The organism is Xanthomonas hydrangeae (genome assembly GCF_032697525.1).
Lineage (GTDB): Bacteria > Pseudomonadota > Gammaproteobacteria > Xanthomonadales > Xanthomonadaceae > Xanthomonas > Xanthomonas hydrangeae.
In genome coordinates this window covers 2,310,928-2,332,159 of sequence record NZ_CP103836.1, presented here as the reverse complement: position 1 = coordinate 2,332,159, position 21,232 = coordinate 2,310,928, and the positions used below count along the sequence as shown (strand labels likewise).

At 62.1% G+C, this 21,232-nt stretch carries 18 protein-coding genes and 1 other RNA gene; 9 read left to right on the top strand and 10 right to left on the bottom strand.

All coding sequences use genetic code 11. From position 1 onward, the window contains the following. Positions 1-56: 56 nt before the first annotated feature. The 6 genes from NYR97_RS09605 to NYR97_RS09580 all read right to left on the bottom strand — a co-directional run bounded on the left by NYR97_RS09605 (position 57) and on the right by NYR97_RS09580 (position 6,833). Positions 57-719 (bottom strand): hypothetical protein, encoded by a 663-nt coding sequence (locus NYR97_RS09605; RefSeq protein ID WP_316697705.1) that lies wholly within the window; start codon positions 717-719, stop codon positions 57-59. 128 nt (positions 720-847) lie between these two features. After that, positions 848-1,720, bottom strand: coding sequence for a peptidylprolyl isomerase (locus NYR97_RS09600; protein ID WP_316697704.1), 873 nt, complete (start codon positions 1,718-1,720; stop codon positions 848-850). A gap of 85 nt (positions 1,721-1,805) precedes the next feature. Next, entirely contained in the window at positions 1,806-2,840 is a 1,035-nt protein-coding gene (locus NYR97_RS09595) for a glycerophosphodiester phosphodiesterase family protein (RefSeq protein WP_316698143.1), read from the bottom strand. Positions 2,841-3,339: 499 nt separating this feature from the next. Next, the gene (locus NYR97_RS09590) at positions 3,340-5,067 is read right to left on the bottom strand and encodes a cation acetate symporter (RefSeq protein ID WP_316697703.1); all 1,728 of its coding nucleotides are present in this window, start codon (positions 5,065-5,067) and stop codon (positions 3,340-3,342) included. After that, on the bottom strand, positions 5,064-5,381 hold the full coding sequence (locus NYR97_RS09585) for a DUF485 domain-containing protein (RefSeq protein ID WP_006451668.1): 318 nt from the start codon (positions 5,379-5,381) through the stop codon (positions 5,064-5,066). The genes NYR97_RS09590 and NYR97_RS09585 overlap by 4 nt, the downstream gene beginning before the upstream one ends. 69 nt (positions 5,382-5,450) lie before the next feature. Next, positions 5,451-6,833 carry a DcaP family trimeric outer membrane transporter gene (locus tag NYR97_RS09580; protein ID WP_316697701.1) on the bottom strand — a complete coding sequence of 461 codons (1,383 nt, stop codon included), beginning with the start codon at positions 6,831-6,833 and terminating at the stop codon, positions 5,451-5,453. Positions 6,834-7,128: 295 nt separating this feature from the next. Here NYR97_RS09580 and acs point away from each other — a divergent pair, with 295 nt between their 5' ends. Continuing rightward, on the top strand, positions 7,129-9,072 hold the full coding sequence (gene acs, locus NYR97_RS09575; protein WP_316697700.1) for an acetate--CoA ligase: 1,944 nt from the start codon (positions 7,129-7,131) through the stop codon (positions 9,070-9,072). 254 nt (positions 9,073-9,326) lie between these two features. Then, positions 9,327-9,995 (top strand): response regulator transcription factor, encoded by a 669-nt coding sequence (locus NYR97_RS09570; RefSeq protein WP_006451671.1) that lies wholly within the window; start codon positions 9,327-9,329, stop codon positions 9,993-9,995. A gap of 65 nt (positions 9,996-10,060) precedes the next feature. On the opposite strand, the gene NYR97_RS09565 is transcribed toward NYR97_RS09570, so the two are convergent. After that, positions 10,061-10,240: a hypothetical protein gene (locus tag NYR97_RS09565; RefSeq protein WP_316697698.1), complete on the bottom strand. Its 180-nt coding sequence runs from the start codon at positions 10,238-10,240 to the stop codon at positions 10,061-10,063. Positions 10,241-10,825: 585 nt separating this feature from the next. Here NYR97_RS09565 and NYR97_RS09560 point away from each other — a divergent pair. The 4 genes from NYR97_RS09560 (at position 10,826) to NYR97_RS09545 (ending at position 12,934) form a co-directional block, all read left to right on the top strand. After that, positions 10,826-11,746, top strand: a complete 921-nt coding sequence (locus NYR97_RS09560; RefSeq protein ID WP_316697697.1) for a DUF4424 domain-containing protein — start codon at positions 10,826-10,828, stop codon at positions 11,744-11,746. 279 nt (positions 11,747-12,025) lie between these two features. Beyond that, complete coding sequence (locus NYR97_RS09555; RefSeq protein ID WP_316698141.1) at positions 12,026-12,589, top strand: peroxiredoxin family protein; 564 nt, start codon at positions 12,026-12,028, stop codon at positions 12,587-12,589. A 3-nt stretch (positions 12,590-12,592) separates the two neighbouring features. Continuing rightward, positions 12,593-12,796 (top strand): hypothetical protein, encoded by a 204-nt coding sequence (locus NYR97_RS09550; RefSeq protein WP_023905662.1) that lies wholly within the window; start codon positions 12,593-12,595, stop codon positions 12,794-12,796. Between the two features lie 61 nt (positions 12,797-12,857). Beyond that, positions 12,858-12,934, top strand: a non-coding RNA gene (locus tag NYR97_RS09545) — sX9 sRNA. Between the two features lie 72 nt (positions 12,935-13,006). Here NYR97_RS09545 and NYR97_RS09540 read toward each other — a convergent pair. After that, positions 13,007-14,635 carry a family 43 glycosylhydrolase gene (locus tag NYR97_RS09540; RefSeq protein WP_316697695.1) on the bottom strand — a complete coding sequence of 543 codons (1,629 nt, stop codon included), beginning with the start codon at positions 14,633-14,635 and terminating at the stop codon, positions 13,007-13,009. 661 nt (positions 14,636-15,296) lie between these two features. Here NYR97_RS09540 and mblB point away from each other — a divergent pair. The 3 genes from mblB to NYR97_RS22435 are packed head-to-tail and all read left to right on the top strand — an operon-like array spanning position 15,297 to position 19,773. Further along, complete coding sequence (gene mblB, locus NYR97_RS09535) at positions 15,297-16,457, top strand: anti-phage 6A-MBL system MBL-fold protein (protein WP_316697694.1); 1,161 nt, start codon at positions 15,297-15,299, stop codon at positions 16,455-16,457. Further along, entirely contained in the window at positions 16,454-18,694 is a 2,241-nt protein-coding gene (cap2-3, locus tag NYR97_RS09530) for an anti-phage 6A-MBL system cap2_3 protein (protein ID WP_316697693.1), read from the top strand. The genes mblB and cap2-3 overlap by 4 nt, the downstream gene beginning before the upstream one ends. Before the next feature lie 20 nt (positions 18,695-18,714). Beyond that, the gene (locus NYR97_RS22435) at positions 18,715-19,773 is read left to right on the top strand and encodes a patatin-like phospholipase family protein (protein ID WP_425613070.1); all 1,059 of its coding nucleotides are present in this window, start codon (positions 18,715-18,717) and stop codon (positions 19,771-19,773) included. Positions 19,774-19,985: 212 nt separating this feature from the next. On the opposite strand, the gene NYR97_RS09525 is transcribed toward NYR97_RS22435, so the two are convergent. Beyond that, positions 19,986-20,279 (bottom strand): DUF1330 domain-containing protein, encoded by a 294-nt coding sequence (locus NYR97_RS09525; protein WP_316697692.1) that lies wholly within the window; start codon positions 20,277-20,279, stop codon positions 19,986-19,988. 65 nt (positions 20,280-20,344) lie between these two features. Continuing rightward, positions 20,345-21,178 (bottom strand): enoyl-CoA hydratase/isomerase family protein, encoded by an 834-nt coding sequence (locus NYR97_RS09520; protein WP_316697691.1) that lies wholly within the window; start codon positions 21,176-21,178, stop codon positions 20,345-20,347. Positions 21,179-21,232 lie beyond the last annotated feature (54 nt).

Here is a 21,232-nt window from a genome sequence, read left to right as displayed (position 1 = left end):
TGCACACCGTGCGTCAGTCGCCTTACCGCTGGCATGACGGCAGCCTGCCCGGCGCGTCAGTGAGCGCAGCAGCTTGCATGCAGCTCCCGTGCAAGCATCACCACCTGCTGTTCCGTGGCGGCATCCATCTCCTCGAACATCTCCTCACCGCGCAACGGCGCTGCAGCCGGCAACGGATGTCCGAACGGCTGCTGGGACACCAATCGCCAGGCGTCGCCGTACAGCGGCTCGGCGGTCGCCAGCAGCGGCGAAGACACGAACTGATCGAGCACCGGCATCGCCGCCCGGTTGCCCTGCATCGCCATGGCCTCCAGGTCGGCCAGCACCTGCTCGGCGTCGGCACGATCGGAAGGGGAGAGCGGTTGCGGCCTGGCGTCTGCGGCGACGGCGGGTTGGCGCTCCAACAGCAGGCGTGCGCGTCGACCCAGCAATTCGAGCTGCGCGCCGGTATTGCCGCTGGCGGCGGCCTGACGCAGCAGTTGGTCCACCTGCGCGTACTCGCCTTCGCCGACGTGCTGGCAGGCCTTCAGCTGGGCAGCATGGTCGCGTGCGCGTTGCGACACCACGGCGCGCGCACCAGGCTCCGCCAGCTCCGCATCGCCAATGGACGTCGCCGACGGTGCCGCCTCGGCAAGCATGGCGCAGCGGCGATAGGTCTGCGCGCGCGCATACGACACCGCGGCACGCTCGCCCGACGCGGCAGCGGCGGTGCTGCGCATCGTCCCTGCAGCACCGGCTTGCATCTTCGCTTCGGCCTGGAAGGCCTGCGGCGATCCGGTGCCACAGCCTGACAAGGCAAGCGCGTGCGGTACGAGGATCAGCCATCGGAACAACGCGCCGTTCCCTCTCATTGCCGGATCCGCTGCGCATCCGCCTCGGCGGTGCGCTGGCTCTGGTTCGAGGACGCCAGACCCGCCGCTTGCGCAGCGCGTTCCTGCACCAGCTGGGCGACGGCGCGATCGCGCAGTTCTTCGCGCAGCTGCGCTTCGATCATCCCGCCCACGGTGTCGAGCGTGGCGGTGTGCTTTTCCTCCAGACGGATCAGGTGATACCCGCCGGGGCCGCGCACGGGGCCGGACACTTCGCCCACCGCCAGCGCACGCACCGGCACCTCGAAAGGCGTATCCAGGTAAAGGCCGAACATCGACGACAGCTGTCCCCCGTCGGCGGCAGTGGCCCCATCGTCGGACGCCTCGGCGGCCAGTCGGGCGAAATCGCCTCCACGCGCGATGCGACGGCGCAACATCTGCGCACGCTCCAGTGCCTGCGCCTGGCTCAACGGATGACTGCGCCGCGGCGCCGACTCGGGCCGTTCGGCGATGAAGACATGGCTGAGTCGAAATTCGTCGAAGTCGCCCGGCCGCTCGGCAAAGCGCTTTGCGATATCGGCCTGCGACACCGTCACGCTCTGCAGCAGGTGATCGCGCTCGGCCTGCGCGAGCACGGTGTCGGCAGCCTCGCGCAGCAGGGCCGCCGTTTGCGGATCATCGGCAAGGCCTTGGCGCCTTGCGCGTTCGGCCAGGACCGCGCGCTCGATGGACGCAGCGGCGCTGTCTGCCTGTTCGCGGCGTGCCTGTTCCGCTGGCGCAGCGTCCTCCCTCGCATCTGCGTCTGTCGGCGACGCAATGGCAGCCTGCGTGGTCATGCAGGCACCGAGCAGCAGCAACACGCAGCGCCTCGCGCGTGCAGGACCCACACAGACATTGAATAACTTGGACATGACATCTCCCTCAGAAACAGCGGCGATTGACTCTTCCCAGTCATCCGGTGCGGCAACCTCGGCCGCACCGGATGCCGTCAAGACGTTACGGGGCGTAATGCGAAATGCGCCGCCCGTTGATCTTCAGCGTGCGCATGGTCGACTTCGGATCGTCGGTGGTAATCAGCCCGAACCGCTGCGACATCAGAAAACCGATATCGCCGCGATGGTCTGCGGTATCGGATTTGCCTTGATACGAGGAATACAGTTGCGACAATCGGTAGCAGCACGAACCGTTGTTGCTGATGAATTCGCCGGCACCCGGACCATCGGGAATGGCCTGGAAAATGGCAATGCGCTTGCCCTCGGCACGCGCTGCGTTCTTCTGGCCCTGCAACAGGCCATCGTCCTGCTTGACGTTGATTTCCAGCGTGTGGGCATAGCGTTGCCATTCGACACGACTGGCCGGCACATCGATCTTGGCCAGCATGTTGGTGGTGTAGACCGGAATGGCATGCACGTACTTGGAGTTGCCGACAAAGGCGGCCGGGTGCGGGAACAGCGTGGCGTTGACCTTCATCGCCACGACCTGCTCGGGATGATCGGGAAATGCCTTCAGGGCGGCGGTGTGTACCGCGCGCACGCCATCGGCGGACTTGACGTCGAAGATCAGCGGCAGCTGCATGTTGTTGCGCTTCCAGTACGCAAACAGCTCGTCCAGGCTGTACATCTCCCACCCGGTGACGGTGCCACGGTCCGGCGTGAGCAGGTGCAGTCGCTTGATGTTGGCCAACGACAGGCTGCTGACCAGCGGGTTGGCGCCCTGGTTGGTGCTCGGGTTGTACTTGGCACCCCCTACTACGGTGTACACGTCGGTGGTGCGCCCAAGATTGAAGTCGTGGCTCAGCACCGGCATGCCGTCCTGGGTCACCTTGACGTCCAGCTCGACACCGTCCATGCACTGCACGTCGGCATTGAGCACGGCGCGGCTGGAGTTTTCCGGAATCGCCGGATCGCCCGAGTATTTGCCCCACAGGCCGCGGTGGGCCAGCACCAGGGTATCGGCGGTGAACTTGTCGTTGAGGATCTCTGCCATCTTGTTGGCGGTATTGCCACAGGATGCCGCAGCAAGTTGCGGCATGGCCGCCAGCAAGGCCAGCGCGCCGAGCAGGCGGCAGGCACGGGCCAGGGGATGTGGAACGAGGGTGGTCGGCATGGTCTCTGTGTCCGGTTCGTAGATGCAGGAAGGGCAAGGGATGGACGAGAGCCGACGGGTCGACGCAATCGGCGAACTCGCTTGCAGCGCACTCGCCAGCTGGTCGATACCGGGAGTGAGGCCAAGCCGTGCGTGATCAGCGTTCGGCTTGTGCGCCATTTTAGTCACCCTCCATGAATTTAATTATTTCGGCAGGATGGCGATCTATCGCGCATGCGCAGCGGACCCCGGGGATACGAAGCGATGCATGGTTTGCCCTGCATGCGCGGCGAAGGCGCGATCGCCGCTGTCGCTTGCACTGGCCGTGGTGACGCCACCTGCCCACGCGGCCGGTGGTGTAGTAGCTGACCGCAAGCGATCCCAGAACGCAGAACGCCGGCACAAGGCCGGCGTTCTGCGATACGTCCAGCGCTGGGTCGGTGCGTCAGTGACCCGACGCGCCGCTGGCACCCAGGCCGGTTTCGGCACGGATCTGCTGCGCCTTGAACGCGGCACGTTCGTTGGCGGCCTGCGGGCTGTGATCCAGGATCGAGAACAGCCAGATGCCGACAAAACCGATCGTCATCGAGAACAGCGCCGGCGAGGTGTACGGGAACGGCGCCGAGCCGGCTGCATTGCCCAGCGTGTCCACCCACACCGACGGCGACAGCACCGTCAGCACCAGCGAGGAGATCAGGCCCAGGAAGCCACCGACCACCGCACCGCGGGTGGTGCAGTTCTTCCACAACAAGGACAGGATCAGCACCGGGAAGTTGGCCGAGGCGGCGATGGCGAATGCCAGCGACACCATGAAGGCCACGTTCTGCTTCTCGAACACGATGCCCAGCAGCACCGCGATCACGCCCAGCACCAGGGTGGTGGCGCGCGAGACCTTCAGCTCCGAACCCGGCGCCGGGTTGCCCTTCTTGATCACCGTGGCATACAGGTCATGCGACACCGCCGAGGCACCGGACAGGGTCAGGCCTGCGACCACCGCCAGGATGGTGGCGAAGGCCACCGCCGAGATGAAGCCCATGAACACGTTGCCCCCCACCGCGTTGCCGACCAGCACCGCCGCCATGTTGGCCGCACCCTTGCCGCCGTGGATGGTGCCGGTGGCGACATCGGCGAACTGCGGGTTGGTCAGCACCAGCGCGATCGCACCGAAGCCGATGATGAAGATCAGGATGTAGAAGTAGCCGATCCAGGTAGTGGCCCACAGCACCGACTTGCGTGCCTGCTTGGCATCGGGAACGGTGAAGAAGCGCATCAGGATGTGCGGCAGGCCGGCGGTGCCGAACATCAGCGCCATGCCGAACGAGATCGCCGAGATCGGGTCCTTCACAAAGCCACCCGGCCCCATGATCGACAGGCCGGCCTTGGCCGCGTCCTCGGGCGATGCACCGCCGTTGGCCGCGATCGCGGTCTTCACCCGCACGCCCTCGGCAAACAGCGCCTCGAAGCTGAAGTTGAAGTGCCACATGATCGCCACGGCCATGAAGGTCACGCCGGTCAGCAGCAGCACCGCCTTGATGATCTGCACCCACGTCGTGGCGGTCATGCCGCCGAACAGCACATAGATCATCATCAGCACGCCGACCAGGGTCACCGCGACCCAGTAGTCCAGGCCGAACAGCAGCTTGATCAATGCACCGGCGCCCACCATCTGTGCGATCAGATAGAACAGCACCACCACCAATGTGCCGGAAGCGGCAAAGCTGCGGATGGCGGTCGGCGCGAAGCGGTAGCCGGCCACGTCGGCAAAGGTGTACTTGCCGAGGTTGCGTAGCCGTTCGGCCATCAGGAAGGTCAGGATCGGCCAACCGACCAGAAAGCCGATCGCATAGATCAGGCCGTCGTAGCCATTGGCCATTACCGCCGCGGTGATGCCCAGGAACGAGGCCGCCGACATGAAGTCGCCGGCGATCGCCAGCCCGTTCTGGAAGCCGGTGATGCCACCGCCGGCGGTGTAGAAGTCAGAAGCCGATTTGGTCTTGGCCGCCGCCCACTTGGTGATCCACAAGGTGCCCAGCACGAAGAAGCCGAACATGCCGATCGCCACCCAGTTGGTGGGCTGCTTGTCGACCTGGCCCATGTCGCCACCGGCGGCCAGCGCGAGGCCTGCCGGCAGCAGACCGGCCAGAATCAGGAGAAGGCGCGAAGTCTTGCTCATTTGCGGGCTTCCTCGAGGATCTGCGCGGTCAGCTGGTCGTAGGTGTTGTTGGCACGACGCACGTAGATGGCGGTGATGATGATGGTGAACACCATCACCCCGATCGCGATCGGAATGCCGATCGAGGTCACCCCGGCGCCGATCGGCTTGGCGAGGAATTCCTTGTCGAAGGCGATCAGGCCGATGTAGCCGTAATAGGCGAGCAACATCAGCACGGTCAGCGTCCAGCCCAGCGTGTTGCGTTGGCGTTTGAGCGCGTGGTACTTCGGATTGGCATCGATCTTGGCGATCAGTGCTTCATTCGAGACGGTCATGGTCTGTCTCCTGGAGTGCGGGCGGCACGGCCCGCCCACTTGCGTGGCGGGCCACCGGCGGGGTGAATCTTAGAAGCTGTACTTGGTGGTGAACTGCAGGCGCGAGATGTCGCCGGAATCGCCGTTTTCAGCTTCGCGGCGGCCGTACATCAGCTCTGCACCCACATCGACCTTGGGCAGCGGCGAATAGAAGACGTTGGCGCGGATGCTCTGCTGCGACTTGCTCGCCAGCCCGCCGGTATTGGCGATGTCGTGGTCGTAATCCACGCGCGAATACATGATGGTGCTGCGCAGCTTGGCGTTGTAGTCGTGGCGCCACGCCACCCAACCAGCCACGGTGCTGACGGTCTGGATGTTGCCGTCCATGTCGATTTCCACGTCCGAGCCGTTGCCCAGACCCAGATAGCGGCCAAGGCCTTCGCCGTAGCTGAGCTGATAGCGCAGGTCGTTGTTGGAGTTGATGATCCAGCGCCCGCCGCCGGCGATGGCGCCGCCGAAGTCGGTGTCGTTGGTCAGCGCGCTGCGCGTGCGGTACTGGCGCGCGATCGCCGACAGCCCGAACGTGCCCCAGGTGCCCTTCCAGTTGTAGCGCGCGGTCAGGTCCGGCATCGCGCCATGGTCCGAGGCCAGGATGGTGTTGCCACCCTGGTAGGGCGTGGTCAGCGTCTCGGGATTTTCTGCCGACACGCTGAAGGCACCGCGGGTGTAGCGAATCTGGGTCTGACGGCTGAACAGCGCACCGTCGGTCGGCCCGACGATGTCGGCGGCCTCGGGCAGGATCGTGGAATCGATGAAGTTGGACCAGGTCTGGCCGGCCAGCCAGTTGTTCCAGCTCATGTAGGCGTGCCGCAAGGTGCCGCCGTACAGATTGTTGACCTGGTTGGCCAGCGCGTTGCCGAAGAAATCCAGTTCGATGAAGCCGGTGAGCTTGTCGCCGTTATCGGTGACGGTGTCCACGCCCAGATTGAAGCGCGAGAACTTGGCATGGAAGTCGGTGTCGGTGCTGGAGGCCTGGCCGCCGACCGGGGTCTGCGTCGGGATATACAGGTACCGCCCCACCGCGCCTTCGGGCAACGCGCCGTCGCTGGTGCGGGTGGTCATGAAGTCGGCCTTGATGAAACCGCCAAAACGAAACGTTGTCCCCGGCAACGCGTTCGGCGTGATGCTGCTCAGCTGGATCGGCTTCTTGCCGGCAGGCACGACAGGTGCGGCCGGCGTCTGCGCCTGCAAGGTGCGCACCTCGGTCACCTGCGTCTGGGTCTGGGTAATCTGGCCCTGCTGTTGCTGCTGCGCAGAGACCAGCAGTTGTACCTGACGCTCGAGCTCGGCAATGCGCGTTTCCAGTGCCTTTTCCTTGGCGGTTTGCGCAAACGCAACGCCCGGCAGAATGCTCGCCACAAACAACGCAGCCGCCAACGGATGGCGCACCAATGGTGCAGTACGGTGTTTCATAGACCCCTCTCCCCAATGAAGGCCTCGCACTTGATGGCGATGCTGTGCGGAGCGTGAGGCAGTCCGCACTTGCGAGCCTATTCGCCTTTGGTCGTAGCTGCAACGCAGCATTCCACAAGGTGACCGATCGTCGCACTAGAACCGGGAACGGATTTGGGATAACGCGCTCTGGCGGTTAAGACCAAGGTCTAAGGCCCGGTTGAACGCCGGGACAGAATGGATACGGCACACTGATTGTCTACCGAGGGCGGCTGTCGCGCTCTCTTCCGACAAGTTCATCGCAAGTGAGGGTGCCATGGCTGATGTTTATCCCGTCGATCCCGCGTTCGCCGCCGATGCGCGCATTACGCGCGAGCAGTACGCAACGCTGTACCGCGAATCGATCGAACACCCCGAGCAGTTCTGGGGCAAGGCCGCACAGCGGCTGGAGTGGTTCAAGCAACCCACCCAGGTAAAGGACGTCAGCTACGCGCTGGACGACTTCCATATTCGCTGGTTCGGCGATGGCGAGCTCAATGCCAGCGTCAACTGCCTGGATCGCCAGCTGGCCACGCGCGGCGACAAGACCGCGCTGTTGTTCGAACCCGACAGCCCCGACGCCGAATCCTATCCGGTCACCTATCGCCAGTTGTACGAGCGTGTATGCAAGCTCGGCAATGCGCTACGCAATCTCGGCGTCAACAAGGGCGACCGCGTCACCATCTACATGCCGATGATTCCCGATGCGGCCGTGGCCATGCTCGCCTGCGCGCGCATCGGTGCGGTGCACTCGGTGGTGTTCGGCGGGTTTGCCGCCAACTCGATCGCCGACCGCGTGATCGATTGCCAGAGCAAGCTGATCATCACCGCCGATGAAGGCCTGCGCGGCGGCAAGAAGATTCCGCTCAAGGCCAATGTCGATGCCGCACTGAAACTGCCCGGCACCAACACCGTGGAAACGGTGCTGGTGGTGCGACACACCGGTGGTGCGGTCGAGATGCAGGCACCGCGCGATCGCTGGTTCCATGATGTGGTCGACGGCCAGCCGGCCGAGTGCGAACCCGAGCGCATGAACGCAGAAGACCCGTTGTTCATCCTCTACACCTCCGGTTCCACCGGCAAGCCCAAGGGCGTGCTGCATACCACCGCCGGCTACCTGCTGTTTGCCAGCTACACGCACGAGGTGGTGTTCGATCTGCGCGAGGACGACATCTACTGGTGCACCGCCGACGTGGGCTGGGTCACCGGCCACAGCTACATCGTCTACGGCCCGCTCGCCAACGGCGCCACCGCAGTGATGTTTGAAGGCGTACCCAACTACCCGAACGTCTCGCGCTTCTGGGAGGTGATCGACAAGCACAAGGTCAGCATCTTCTATACCGCGCCCACCGCGATCCGCGCACTGATGCGCGATGGCGAGGAGCCGGTGAAGAAGACCTCGCGCAAGAGCCTGCGTCTGCTCGGCAGCGTCGGCGAGCCGATCAACCCGGAAGCCTGGCGCTGGTACTACGAGGTGGTCGGCGACAGCCGTTGCCCGATCGTGGACACCTGGTGGCAGACCGAAACCGGCGGCATCCTGATCTCGCCGCTGGCCGGCGCGGTCGATCTCAAGCCGGGCTCGGCCACCCTGCCGTTCTTCGGCGTGCAGCCGGCGCTGGTGGATGCCGAAGGCAAGATTCTGGAAGGCGCCACCGAAGGCAATCTGGTGCTGCTGGATTCGTGGCCGGGCCAGATGCGCTCGGTCTATGGCGACCATCAGCGCTTCATCGACACCTACTTCCGCACCTATCCGGGCAGCTACTTCACCGGCGACGGCTGCCGCCGCGATGCCGATGGCTATTACTGGATCACCGGCCGCGTGGACGATGTGATCAACGTGTCCGGCCATCGCATCGGCACCGCCGAAGTGGAAAGCGCACTGGTCTCGCATCCGAAGGTCGCCGAAGCGGCGGTGGTCGGCTTCCCGCACGACGTCAAGGGCCAGGGCATCTATGCCTATGTCACCTTGATCGCCGGGCAGACCCCGAGCGAAGAACTGCACAAGGAGTTGATCACTTGGGTGCGCAAGGAGATCGGCCCGATCGCCTCGCCGGATCACCTGCAATGGGCACCGGGCCTGCCCAAGACCCGCTCGGGCAAGATCATGCGCCGCATCCTGCGCAAGATCGCCGAGAACGCACCGTACCAACTCGGCGATACCTCGACCCTAGCCGATCCGTCGGTGGTGGATTCGTTGGTGAGCGAACGGCTGACGCGCTGACGCGCGTTGGGAATGGGGAGTTGGGAATGGGGAATCGGCAGAGCGGTTCCCTAAGGAGTGGAGAGTCGATAGTCGGGGTGGGGTTTTTGTAAAAGCGGCTCCCCGCTCGTCTCTCTCCACTTCGGATTTTTTTGATTTTTAAAGCTCGCCACACTGACATCCATTGCTCGTTGCTCCTTCTTTACTTGCTTTTGCTGCCTTTCGCTTCTGCTTTTGCGATTCCCCACTCCCCACTCCCGATTCCCGGCCCCTCAATGACCACCCTGCTGATCGCCGACGACCATCCCCTGTTCCGTGAGGCCTTGCGCGGGGCGGTGCAACGTGTGATGCCGGGGGTGCTGTTGTTCGAGGCCGACACGGTGGATGCGTTGTACACCCTGGCCGATGCGCAACCGGATGCCGATCTGTTGTTGATGGATCTCAACATGCCGGGCGCGCAGGGATTCAGTGCGTTGGTGCACATGCGTTCGCTGCATCCGCAGTTGCCGGTGGTGGTGGTGTCCGCACGCGAGGAGCCCACCGTGATGCGTCGCGCCATCGATCACGGCGCGTTCGGTTTCATTCCCAAATCCGCAGACTCGGACACCATCGGGCGCGCGTTGGCCACGGTGCTCGATGGCGAGCGCTGGATCCCGGCCGAAGCGCAGAACCTGCCGCCCACCTGCAGCGAAGAACGCGAAGTGGGCCAGCGCCTGCGCGATCTCACCCCGCAACAATTCCGCGTGCTGCAAATGCTCGGCGCCGGGCGCCTCAACAAGCAGATCGCCTACGACTTCGGCGTGTCCGAAGCCACCATCAAGGCGCATGTCACCGCGATCCTGCGCAAGCTCGGCGTCACCAACCGCACCCAGGCGGTGCTGATGGCCGGCAAGCTTGCCATCGATGCCGACGGCATCGTGCTGCCGCCACCGGAAGAAGACTGAGCGCGGCTGACACACTGCTGCGGCCATCAGTCACCACATTTTTTCGGTGCATCCGCCGACTGCAATCAGCGCAAAGACCGGCCGGTGCAGACCTTCGACGTGCTTTGCGGCGCTGGCACGTGCCACACCTCGTTGTCGTGTTCGTCGCTGCCTTCGTAGAGGGCGTAGCGCCCATCGTCCTGGCGATGCATGGTCGGGCTGAAGGTGATGAAATCGACACGGCCGTCCGGGTCGATGAACTGCATCTCGCCTCCGCACACGAAATTGGACCCCGGTTCCTGACCAAGTGCAGCGCAGGTCACCTGCGAGGTCTCCGCACGCACGACGCGGCTTACCTTTGGCCTGATCATGCCGCGGTCTGCGGCATCGCAGAAGCAATCGGCGATGACCGTGCGCATCTCACGCTGCGACGGCATCCAGGGCGGGCAGCTGTAGGCATCGGCCGTGCAGCTGGGGACAAGGCCCCCACCTTCAGGGTGATCCGGCGCGGCAGCAAACGCGGTTTGACATGACAGCAACAGGCATGCGGCCGCAGCCAGCAGGGGAAGATGGGAAGGCATTGCGCGTGCGGGTTCGGCATGGGGAGGCGCAATCTACCTTATGACCACAGCGCCAGTTCCGGCCGATGCGTGCATTGCGTCTGCCATGCAGTGCGCTGCATCGCAGCGTGCGATGCGCGCCGTACACCGCCACTGGCACGGTGCCAGGTCCTCGCCCTGGTAGACGCCAGCCCCCGATGCTGCGCATGCGCTCGCTCTGCCAGCACTTTCAGGCGCATGGCATGCTGTACGCCTGCGGCGCGTCGGTGCGTGCCGGTCTCCAGGGGATCCATGCACACGTTTTCTTTCTCGCGCAGCCCGCTTGTGCTGGCCCTTGTGCTGGCTGTGCTCGGCTGCGGCAGTGCGCAGGCCAACGACAGCAGCTTCGGCGACGACAACGGCACCATCCGCCTGTTGCATCAGCCCGATATCAGCATGGACAAGGAAGCCTTGCTGCTCAGCGAAGAGCGCGTGCAGGTGGACTATGTGTTCACCAACAACAGCGAGCGTGCGTTGACTGTGCCGATCGCCTTCCCGATGCCGCCGATGTACTTCGGCATGGCCGACCACAGCGAGCTGACCGATTTCAAACTGTGGGTGGACGGCAAACCGATCGCCCCCACGCGCAAACTCGTCGTGCTGCTGGACGATGGCAGCGACATCTCCAAGGCGTTCGCAGCGAGCGGCTGGAGTGCGCACGATGTTGCGACGTTCACCGAATCGGGCACCGCGCCAAAGGGACGCAAGCCATTGCCCGCGCGCTGGATCGACTCCGACCAGCAGCCACGCTTCACACTCAGCGAGTATTTCGTCTGGCAGCAACTGTTTCCCGCGCGACGCAGCGTGCAGATCCGGCATGCCTACGCGCCCAGCGTGTCCACCGGCGTGCCGCAGAGCAGCGCATTCCTGCTGGAGTCGTATGCGAAAGACACCTGTATTGAGCCCGCGACCAGGACCAGCATGCAACGCCGCGAAGGTGAGCACGGCCTAGGCTGGGCCAACCTGCGCTATGTGCTGACCACCGGCAAGAACTGGAACGGCCCGATCAAGGACTTTCAGCTGACCATCCGCAAGCAGGCGGCGAGCGACATGCTCAGCCTGTGCTTCGAGGGCGCGCTGAAAAAGATCGATCCGCTCACCTTCCAGTTCAAGCAAACCAACTTCGTGCCGATGCGCGATCTCAACCTGCTGTTCGTGCGTCTTCCCGAGTGACGCACGTGCGCGCCGACTCGCACATCGACAACGCATACATCCATCCGCAGAGCGCAATGACGATCGACACGCTATACCCACGCTGCGCAAACGCGGCACACACCCAGCCGCATTTCTAGCAAGCCCAAGCGTCCTGGCGTGATCGCCTCCACACCCGTGTACCGCGCGCCATCCCAGTTGTCGATATCACCATTGACCATCAGCTGATGCCCGGGCAAGTCTCGGACTCCCAGGACGCTTTGCGGAGATGGCATGACGAGACGTGTTCCCTGGCTCTGGATCGGCTTGCTGGTGGCGTGTGCATTGATTGCAGCGCTGGCATGGCAGAACAAGCAACTGCGTGCGCAACAGCAGTGGCTACAGACGCGGGTCAGCACGCCGTATGACGGCATGTACGTGCCGCGCATCGAGGTGACCGATGCCGATGGCAGGCGTCACCTGCTGGGGGCGCCGCGGGGCCAGGCGCAGGTACTGTTCTTTTTCACGACCACGTGTCCGTATTGCCAGCGCTCCGCACCGACCGTGCTGCGTGCCGCGCGGCAGTTACAGGCCAACCTGCCGGGCCGGCCGCAGTTGCTCGGTGTGTGCCAGTGCGATGCGGCGCAGGCCGCGCGCTATGCGCATGTGCACGGCTTCGATTTTCCGGTGGTCACGTTGACCGATCGTCGCACGCTGATGTTGTTCCGTGCGCGCAACGTGCCGCTGCTGATGGCCATCGATGGGCAGGGGCGCGTGCGCCATTCCCGTCTTGGCGTGTTCGATACCACGGAGCGGGTGCAGGACCTGGTTGCCGCATTGCGCCGCATGGACGCGCCAGCGGCTTTTGCAACGGTGAAGGAGTAATGCATGAAGAAGCGTTGGGTGACTTTGCGGAGTGCGTTGATGGCGGCAACGTTTCTGGCCAGTACCGGTTTCGGTGCATTCCAGGTGATGGCAGTCGATAACGCACAGCCGAAAACCGAATCGTGTAGTGCATGGGCCTGCAAGGCGGAGTGTCCGGAGTTCGGCGGCGATTTGGGACAGGGCAACGTCTGCTATTGCTGCGGCTAAGAGCGGCGATCAAAACCACTGAGCAGCGGCCAGGCGGTCACGGCCGGTGCTCGGAATCGGCATGCACTACTCGTACACTGCGGTTCTGAGCGCGCCGTCCGCACCCACCTGGCCACTGCTCGCTATGTTTTGTTAGCCACTCCACGTCTGATGGCGGGGTCCCCCCGGACCCCGCCGTTTGCCAGCACTACTGCGCAATGCAGAACGCGCTCAGTGCAGCGCGCGATAACTGAAATCACGCAACACCACCGCGCCTTGCTGCGCGGCGTAGATGCCGAGCTGCAGGCTTAAAAATCCACCGAACACGTTGTGGTGAAAGCCGGACATTTCCATACGCGTGGGGTGGCGGATCCACTGCCGACCATCGTCGAACGAATATTCGAAGGTCACCACGTGCGCATCGTTGCTCAGACGCAGGCGGATACGTCGGTGCGTATTGGGCGCGCGTGCCCACACCAGTTCTTCGGAGTACTCGTAGGTCTTGATGGTGTCGGGCGTAACGCCGATGCCGACGAAGGCCTTGTGGTTGTAGAACAGCAATAGGCCGCCCTCGGCATTGCCGGTGAGCTCCAGCGTGACCTCGGCGACGTAGCTGCGATCGGGCACGCCACAGGTCAGTGGCGAGCTGTCGGCCGGCGAGCTGCCGGAACAGGCCAGCATGAGCGACCGATTCGCCCGTTGCACCCGCGCCTGCTCGCCGGGCTTGGGTGCATGCAGGCTCCATTGGGTGCCGAACTTGTCGGTCGAAAAATCATCCGACAAGGCAAAGCCGCTGAGCGCAGCGTTGCCCGTGGAGTCTGCGCGTGCAGGCGTGCGCAATGGCTTGGACAGATCGCCGCCAATGGCGCGAAACCAGCCATCGGCGGTCCATTCGATCGGCTCCAGCAGCGTCTGCCGGCCCAGCGTGCGGAAGCCGTTTTCGTAAGCGTGGTAGACCATCCACCAGTCGCCACGCGGCCCCTGCACCAGCGAAGCATGTCCGCGCGACCACCACGGCTCCTGTTCGGACTGGGTGCGCACCAGCGGATTGCGCGGGCAGTGTTCCCATGGCCCGTGCACCGAGCGCGAGCGCGCGGCGATGACCATATGCCCGGTCACCGGCCCGGCGGTGCCGCCGACCGCGGTGACCAGATACAGCCAGCCGTTGTGCCAGGTCAGCTTGGGGCCTTCGGGGGCGAAGTTCTCCACGATCCAGTCGTCGGGATAGCGCCATGGTGCGTACGCCGGTTCCACCTGCCCGTCGGTAGCCAGACCGTCGTCGCGCAGGCGGATCTTGCGGATGCCGTTGACGAACAGATAGCGCTTGCCGTCTTCGCCCACCACATGACCGGGGTCGATGCAGCCGGCGATCTTCAGGTCGATCGGCGCGCTCCAGGGCCCGCGGATGTCGTCGGCCCAGATCACGAAGATCGACCAGCCCTTGTCGTCCGGATTGGCCGGGATATAGATGTAGTAGCGGCCAGCGTGCTTGCACAGGTCCAGCGCCCAGATCGTGCCCAGCTGTTGGCGCAGCGCCGGGCCGATCGGTATCCAGTTGACCAGGTCGGTGGAATGCCAGAGCACGATGCCCGGATAGGAAAGGAACGACGAAAACGTCATGTAGTAGTCGTCGCCATCCTTGAGGATGGTGGGGTCGGGGTGATCGCCGGCCGCGATGGGATTGAGGTAGGTGCCGTTGCCCAGATCCGCCTTGCGCTGGCCTTCGATGCCGCGCGCCCACTGCGGCGTGCGTGCGCAGGCCACGTTCGCGTCGCCCACCAGGGCGCTCGGCGACAGCGGCGCGACCACGGCGCCTGCGGCAAGCACCTTGAACAACTCCCGGCGGGTGGTGGTTGGCATGCGTGCGATTCGTGCGGACGGGCTGGTATCTAGCCTCAGGCATCGGAACGAGGCAACCGCGCAGGCGGCTTTATAGGAAGCAGTGATGGCAGCTGTGGATTCGACATAGATCACGCGCGGCACCACCCCGCGCTACCGCTCGCAGCGACGACGACGACTTGCAGAGTGGGGAGAACGGCATAGCCTGTGCACCAATGATCGGCATAGTCGGTGCATCGAGCGCTTCGATCTGCACAAAGTATGCCGGTCTCAACCGGCATAGGCTGTGCAAATTCCAACTTTCTCTTTATTAATCCAATATTTGAAGGAAGTGGTCTTGCCGGATGAGACCGGCATAGTTTGTACAATCCCGTCCGAGGTCAGCTGAGTTAGGTCATCGGATCCGTCGGCTCAAATCAACCTAAACGATTGATTTAAAAGTGATTGTCCTGATTTTTTATTTCTCACCGATTTTCAGGACAATTTCTTTAACATCAATAGGTTAAGCCATTATTTGGCTCCCATCGCCTGATCAAGCGACGGTCCACCCTTGAAAAGTGCGATGCCCATCACAAGATCAGCCACTGGCTGAACAGAGTGTGCTGCCCTACGGAGTCTCATTCTGCGAGACCGCGTGGTAGCAGTCTGCGATTGATGGATCAACTTTCAGGGGGACTTCGCTATGGCTACAAAGCATCAAGTGATTTTTTACCCGGTAGGCAACGGGGACACGACCCAGATCATTCTGGACAACGGGAAACGCGTTCTCTTCGATTTCCGGCATAAGGAATGCGCCGAAGATGAGTCGACCCCCGAGATCGACCTGAAGGCGACTCTTAAGAAGGACCTTGAGGAAGCCGACAGGGACAGCTTTGATGTTGTTGCCTTCACTCACGCTGACAACGACCACATTCAGGGAAGCACCGACTTCTTCTGGCTGGAGCATGCCAAGCGGTACCACGGAGAAGGTCGAATCAAGATCGACGAACTCTGGGTGCCTGCCGCGATGCTGCTGGAGGAGGCTACTCAGGATCAGCAATCCGAAGAGTTCGTTCTTCTGAGGCAAGAGGCGCGGCACCGTCTTCTGGAGGGCAAGGGCATCCTTGTCTTTTCCAAGCCGCAGGCCCTCGCCGATTGGCTTGAGCCGAGGCTGAAGGATCGCGGAGAGGCCTTGTCTGCACGGGACCATCTGTTTGTTGACGCAGGCACTCTGGTGCCTGGCTTCACCTTGGCGCAGGACAACGTTGAGTTCTTCTGCCATTCGCCCTTCATTGAGCATTGCGACGATGGAGACATCATTCGCAACTCTGCAGCATTGGTGTTCAACGTCAGGCTGCAGGCCGACGGACTCACCTTCGACTACTTGGAAGTTGGTGATGCCGAGTACTGCGATCTGGAGAAGATCGTGGACATTACCAAGTACCACAAGAACGACGATCGCCTTGCCTGGGATCTGTTCAACATCCCTCATCACTGCAGCTACCGGGCGCTCAGTGACGAAAAGGGAGATGACGAGACGACGCCCTGTGAGAAGGTCGCTGAGCTGCTGATGATGGGCAAGCCTGACTCATACGTCGTCAGTTGCAGCTTGCCGGTACCGGATACCAAGGAGGCGTACGAACAAGTTCAGCCGCCACATATCCAGGCTAGGAAGACCTATGAGAAGTATTTGAAGAAGGTCAACGGCCGGTCATTCCTGGTCACGATGGAAGAGCCGAACGGCTACAAGCCTCAACCAATTGTCTTCAACGTTGCTGCTGCCGGGGTCACCTGGGAGAAGTCCGCGGCCTCACTCGGCTCGGTAGCCATTGTCGCCTCGCGCCCTTCCCGGGCGGGCGCATGAGCCCGGAGTATTTCCAACTCGACCTCGTTAAGCTCGAAGATCGCTCGCACGCATCATCGCGTACACACGCGATGATCTCCGCGATCAATGCGAACCGGGATATCGGGCTAATTGATGTGATGCGAGCTCGGACGGATGAGGAATTAAGCTGCGTATACATCATGGTGGACGTTGAGTGCCATGGTGTCCCGACGCACAACAAGTATGGGCTCCGCTTCAGGGAAAGGATGCTCATCGTGGTTCCGCAGGATGACAGCATCGCGACGGCCGCCTGGGCGATGCGGAAGGATTTCCCAAGACTTGCGCATCAGAACAGCGTCTCAGCACTTGGCCCCGCGCAGCTGTGCCTGTACTACGAGCCGATGAGCGTGGTTGCGAGGACATGGACGGCTCATTCCTTCTTGGCACGCATCCTGTGGTGGTTAGAGAAGAACGCCAAGGGAGAGCTGCATTTGGCAGATCAGCCCCTGGACACCCTCTTCTTCGAGTCCAAGCACGAACTGGTTATACCGTGGGATATCGCCGATCTGGTTTCTGGAGGTAAGCCTCTTCATGTCAGCGGAGTTCGGCGCGCGGACAATGGCACTACTATGCGCATTGCCAACCAGGTGGACACTGGCCAAGGTGTGCTTGCCAAGTTGGTCAAGATTGATCTTGAGCCGGTTGAAAGCGGCGAGGTTGAATGGGACCCGCACACGTTGGGTGAGTTGAACAACCTCATGGCCCGCAGAGGGGCCAACCTCCTCGATCCTCTGCGGTCCGCAATGCAGCATGATTTTCCCCAGCAAGGGCTGACCCAGAAAGACGAGCCGGCAAGTGTGCTAGTGCTGCTCTCTATCCCGCTGAGACGGGCTTCAACGGGTCATGTCGAGGGTGTTAGCTACCGCGCCTTCTTCCTTCATGGTGGAACCCTGAAGGTGGGGGCAAAGCTGGGTGCGCTCTTTGAGCTGGAGGGTCGGTTCTATACCTCGGTGGGGATCCTTCAAGAGGAGCAGGCGCACGATTGGGAGGCCATCGGCTTGGATCCTGTAACGGTTCTGTGGGAGAACACTGCGGATCGAGCGCGCTCACAGTCTGGCCACCCCGATTCTGGGCCGAAGGGAACCGTGGTGGGTGCCGGCTCCCTGGGGAGTGCCCTGCTGGAGCTTTGGATAAGATCTGGATGGGGGACGTGGACAGTGATCGATAAGGACCACATCCGTCCACACAATCTGGCTCGCCACTCGGCACTCAACTTTCAGATTGGCCAACCCAAGGTCTTGGCTGTGTCACGGCTCGTAGAGGGCATAACTCGGGGTGCTTCCATGTTGACCGGGGTGGAGGCCGATGTGATGTCCAGTGCTAACCCTGAAGTGGCGCGTGCTCTGAGAGCGTCCGACTTGGTGGTAGACGCCACCGCGGACCTCAGCTACCCCAGGGCGAGCTCTGCCAATGAAGGTAGGACCCGGCACGTGAGTGTCTTCGTGACCCCGAATGGCAGGTCAGGCGTCATGATGTTGGAAGACATCGCCAAGACTAGGTGTCTGCGAACGATTGAGGCGCAGTACTACCGCGCCATCATTCGCTCTGAATGGGGCAGAACGCACCTCGATGGCCACCGCGGCCTTTTTTGGAGCGGAGCATCTTGTCGTGATCTGTCGATGGTCCTCCCATACTCGAGCGTTATGATCCATGCATGTCAGTTTGCAGAGAGCATTCCGACACACATCAGGTCAGACGCTGCCATCGCAGTCATCTGGCAGCGAGAACCCGGCGGGAGTACAGATGCCATCTCCCTGGAGCTATTCGAACGACGCGTACACAAGACAGAGGGCGGTCTGGACGTCTACATGGACGAGGGTCTCCACGATCGTCTTCGTGTGCTTCGCCGCCAAGCGCTGCCCAACGAAACCGGAGGTATCCTCCTCGGATACCACGATTTCACCCAGAATCTTGTGGTAATCGTAGACGCACTACCGGCGCCACGAGATAGCAGGGGTACGCCGACATCCTTCGAGCGTGGAACGGACGGGCTACTAGACCTTGTCGAGGATGCTCGAAATCGGACCGCGGGCATCGTGGGATACGTAGGAGAGTGGCATAGCCACCCCGACGGCTATCCTGCAGCTCCAAGTCGAGATGACCTAATCCAGCTTGCTCAGTTGGCAGTGGGTATGAACGAAGAGGGGCTGCCGGTTGTCCAGGTGATTGTAGGCAGCAATGAGATAGGTGTCGTTCAAGCCGAGGTACAGCCTTGACGTCCCGTCCGATCGATTTGGTGCTCTCCGGCGGCGGCGTTCGAGCTATGGCCTTCCATATGGGCGTTATGAGGGCGCTCGCCGAGGCCGGCTGCCTGGAGTCTGTGTCGCGCATATCAAGCGTCTCAGGAGGAAGCCTAGTTACGGGGCTGGTTCTCCACCGATCCGGGATGCAGTGGCCGAGTTCGGAGAATTTCCTGACTGAGGTCTACCCGGCAATCCGTGATGACCTGACGTCGCGCAGTCTCCAATGGGATGCATTCCGCGAGCTCCTCAGGCCAACGAATTTTCGTTTTCTGCTCAGCCGCTCCAACCTGCTGGCCTCAGCGCTTCGCAGACGCTGGGCGATTCACCACAAGTTGGCTGACCTGCCAGAGTACCCAGACTGGTCAATAAACGGAACAAACGCCGAGAACGGTAGGCGCTTCAGATTCAAGCGCGCTGACCTCGGGGATTACCTAACGGGTTACGCGCCCACCGGAAATTTTCCCTTGGCGAATGCGATGGCTGTGTCGGCCGCATTCCCAGGGGGGTTTGGCCCGCTACGGCTGCGTGCCGAGCGATTCGAGTGGCGGCGCCGCGCGACTTGGGATGGTTCTGAGCACGAAACCGTAAGGGTGTCCCCAACCTCGAATGCAATTCACCTCTATGACGGCGGAGTCTACGACAACCTCGGCCTTGAGCCATTTTTTGACGCAGGGAGGGGCGCCGCCAAAAGCCCGAATGGCCATTACATCCTGGTTTCGGACGCTGGTAAACCATTGGAAGAGGGATTCAGCAAGTACTCGTTGAATCCCTTCCGCATCAAGCGGGTTGCAGACATCATGTCCGATCAGTCCCACGCGCTAAGAGTGCGAACGTTCCATCACTACTTAACAAAAGATCCCGCAAGGGGAGCCATGGTCCACATCGGCGACGCTGCCGGGCCGACTAGGGATGAGCGAGCTGAAGCCCGGTTCGTGGCAATGTTCCCAACAAGTTTACTGATGCTATCGACAGGCGATTTCGATCGGATTTCCAATCACGGGAGGTGTCTCACTACTTCGCTATGTGGTGCAGTCTCCTCCAGGGCGTCATAGGGCCAGTTAGATTGGAGTACTTGAATACGTGCCCAGCTATGCAGCCGCTGAATCGCCACCGGCAGCCGAGCGTCGCGGACAATCTTGCGGCGGACGACGGCTCAATGGCGATTGACAGCGGGTACGGATGTCCGCACTTGGCCGAAAGCGGACATCTGCACCGAAAGAGGGCCATCGGACAAGCTGGTGTTGAAGTCGGCGAATTGCTGCTTCTACGCAGGCAGACCATCCACAATGAAGACGCGGTACTCCGCTCCCTTGAGCCTATGCTTCAAAGCGGCCTGATAGCGGGGGTCGTCATAAGCCGCTCTTGCTGCTTCCCGACTTTCGAACTGAACGATGACCGCACCGTCAACCGGCGGGCCTTCCAATGTCTCGACAGCTCCGTAGAAGGCCAGTGGTACCGCAGGGTGACCGACTGCGGCGGCCGGCGCGGCATCTTGGTACTGCTTGAATTCGTTCGCATCAATGATGCGATCCCTGACATAAACGATGTAAGCACTCATGGTAGGCCTCATCCGTTATTGGAACTGGTCGCAGGCTTGGCCTGCGACGCTGTGTTCGGATGCGCTCAGGCGACAGGAAGGTCCCCAAGCCGATCCGCGAAGTTCAGCTCGAAGTCGCCCACCTTGCCGAGGCCAGATTCCAGCATCTTTCCAAAGGCGTTCTGGGCCTCCGGCCAGAGATCTACGCCCTGAAGGATATGGTTGGAGGTCCAGAGCGTTCCTTCTGACGGTGTCCCGGCACGGTCGTTGACCATCTTCTTTCCCGTCTCAAGAGCCCGCTTCTCAAAACGTGACATGCGACGAGCCAATGCGTCGACGAAGCCGTCGAGCTCGGCGTCGGGGATTGAGCGGTTGATGAAGCCATACTTCTCGCCAAGATCGGCGCTAAAGTCTTCGGAACTGCAGACAATCTCAAGCGTGCGCAAGCGTCCGACTAGGGCGGACAGCCATTCCACGCCGCCACCGCCTGGTATTGATGATCCTCCCACCTCGATCAGCGCGAACTTGGCCCGCTCTCTGGATGCAAAACGTGTATCGCAGGCCAATGCGAACTCGAAACCTTGGGCCCGGGCGCGTCCGCGCACCTTCGCTATGCTGATGACTGAGGATTTCGCAAGGCGAGTCACGAACGTTGGCCAATTGCCAAAGAAGGGCATGGCGCCGGGCTGGTCAGGCACAGTCGTGCGGTTCTCCACGTCATGATGATTCATGAAGAAGTCCTCGTCGCCGCTTTCAAAGACGACCACCTTGAGGTCAGGGTCCTTTTCCATGTTGTCCATCAGAACGTTGAATTCCGCAAACATTTTCGGATCGAAAAGGTTTAGCGGCGGGTTGTTGATGACAACGCGCCAGTAGCCCTTTGATTCTCGGACAATGGAAAGGCGATCAGCATTGTTCATGATTGGGTCCTTGCTTGTTTTTGGTCAGTGTTGCCGTTGATCTGAAGCTTGGTG

Excerpts from the sequence above, each read along its gene's own strand:
- NYR97_RS09605 (WP_316697705.1), bottom strand. The coding sequence starts at position 719 with ATGCGCAGCACCGCCGCTGCCGCGTCGGGCGAGCGTGCCGCGGTGTCG.
- NYR97_RS09600 (WP_316697704.1), bottom strand. The coding sequence starts at position 1,720 with ATGTCCAAGTTATTCAATGTCTGTGTGGGTCCTGCACGCGCGAGGCGC.
- NYR97_RS09595 (WP_316698143.1), bottom strand. The coding sequence starts at position 2,840 with ATGCCGCAACTTGCTGCGGCATCCTGTGGCAATACCGCCAACAAGATG.
- NYR97_RS09590 (WP_316697703.1), bottom strand. The coding sequence starts at position 5,067 with ATGAGCAAGACTTCGCGCCTTCTCCTGATTCTGGCCGGTCTGCTGCCG.
- NYR97_RS09585 (WP_006451668.1), bottom strand. The coding sequence starts at position 5,381 with ATGACCGTCTCGAATGAAGCACTGATCGCCAAGATCGATGCCAATCCG.
- NYR97_RS09580 (WP_316697701.1), bottom strand. The coding sequence starts at position 6,833 with ATGAAACACCGTACTGCACCATTGGTGCGCCATCCGTTGGCGGCTGCG.
- acs (WP_316697700.1), top strand. The coding sequence starts at position 7,129 with ATGGCTGATGTTTATCCCGTCGATCCCGCGTTCGCCGCCGATGCGCGC.
- NYR97_RS09570 (WP_006451671.1), top strand. The coding sequence starts at position 9,327 with ATGACCACCCTGCTGATCGCCGACGACCATCCCCTGTTCCGTGAGGCC.
- NYR97_RS09565 (WP_316697698.1), bottom strand. The coding sequence starts at position 10,240 with ATGCAGTTCATCGACCCGGACGGCCGTGTCGATTTCATCACCTTCAGC.
- NYR97_RS09560 (WP_316697697.1), top strand. The coding sequence starts at position 10,826 with ATGCACACGTTTTCTTTCTCGCGCAGCCCGCTTGTGCTGGCCCTTGTG.
- NYR97_RS09550 (WP_023905662.1), top strand. The coding sequence starts at position 12,593 with ATGAAGAAGCGTTGGGTGACTTTGCGGAGTGCGTTGATGGCGGCAACG.
- NYR97_RS09540 (WP_316697695.1), bottom strand. The coding sequence starts at position 14,635 with ATGCCAACCACCACCCGCCGGGAGTTGTTCAAGGTGCTTGCCGCAGGC.
- mblB (WP_316697694.1), top strand. The coding sequence starts at position 15,297 with ATGGCTACAAAGCATCAAGTGATTTTTTACCCGGTAGGCAACGGGGAC.
- cap2-3 (WP_316697693.1), top strand. The coding sequence starts at position 16,454 with ATGAGCCCGGAGTATTTCCAACTCGACCTCGTTAAGCTCGAAGATCGC.
- NYR97_RS09525 (WP_316697692.1), bottom strand. The coding sequence starts at position 20,279 with ATGAGTGCTTACATCGTTTATGTCAGGGATCGCATCATTGATGCGAAC.
- NYR97_RS09520 (WP_316697691.1), bottom strand. The coding sequence starts at position 21,178 with ATGAACAATGCTGATCGCCTTTCCATTGTCCGAGAATCAAAGGGCTAC.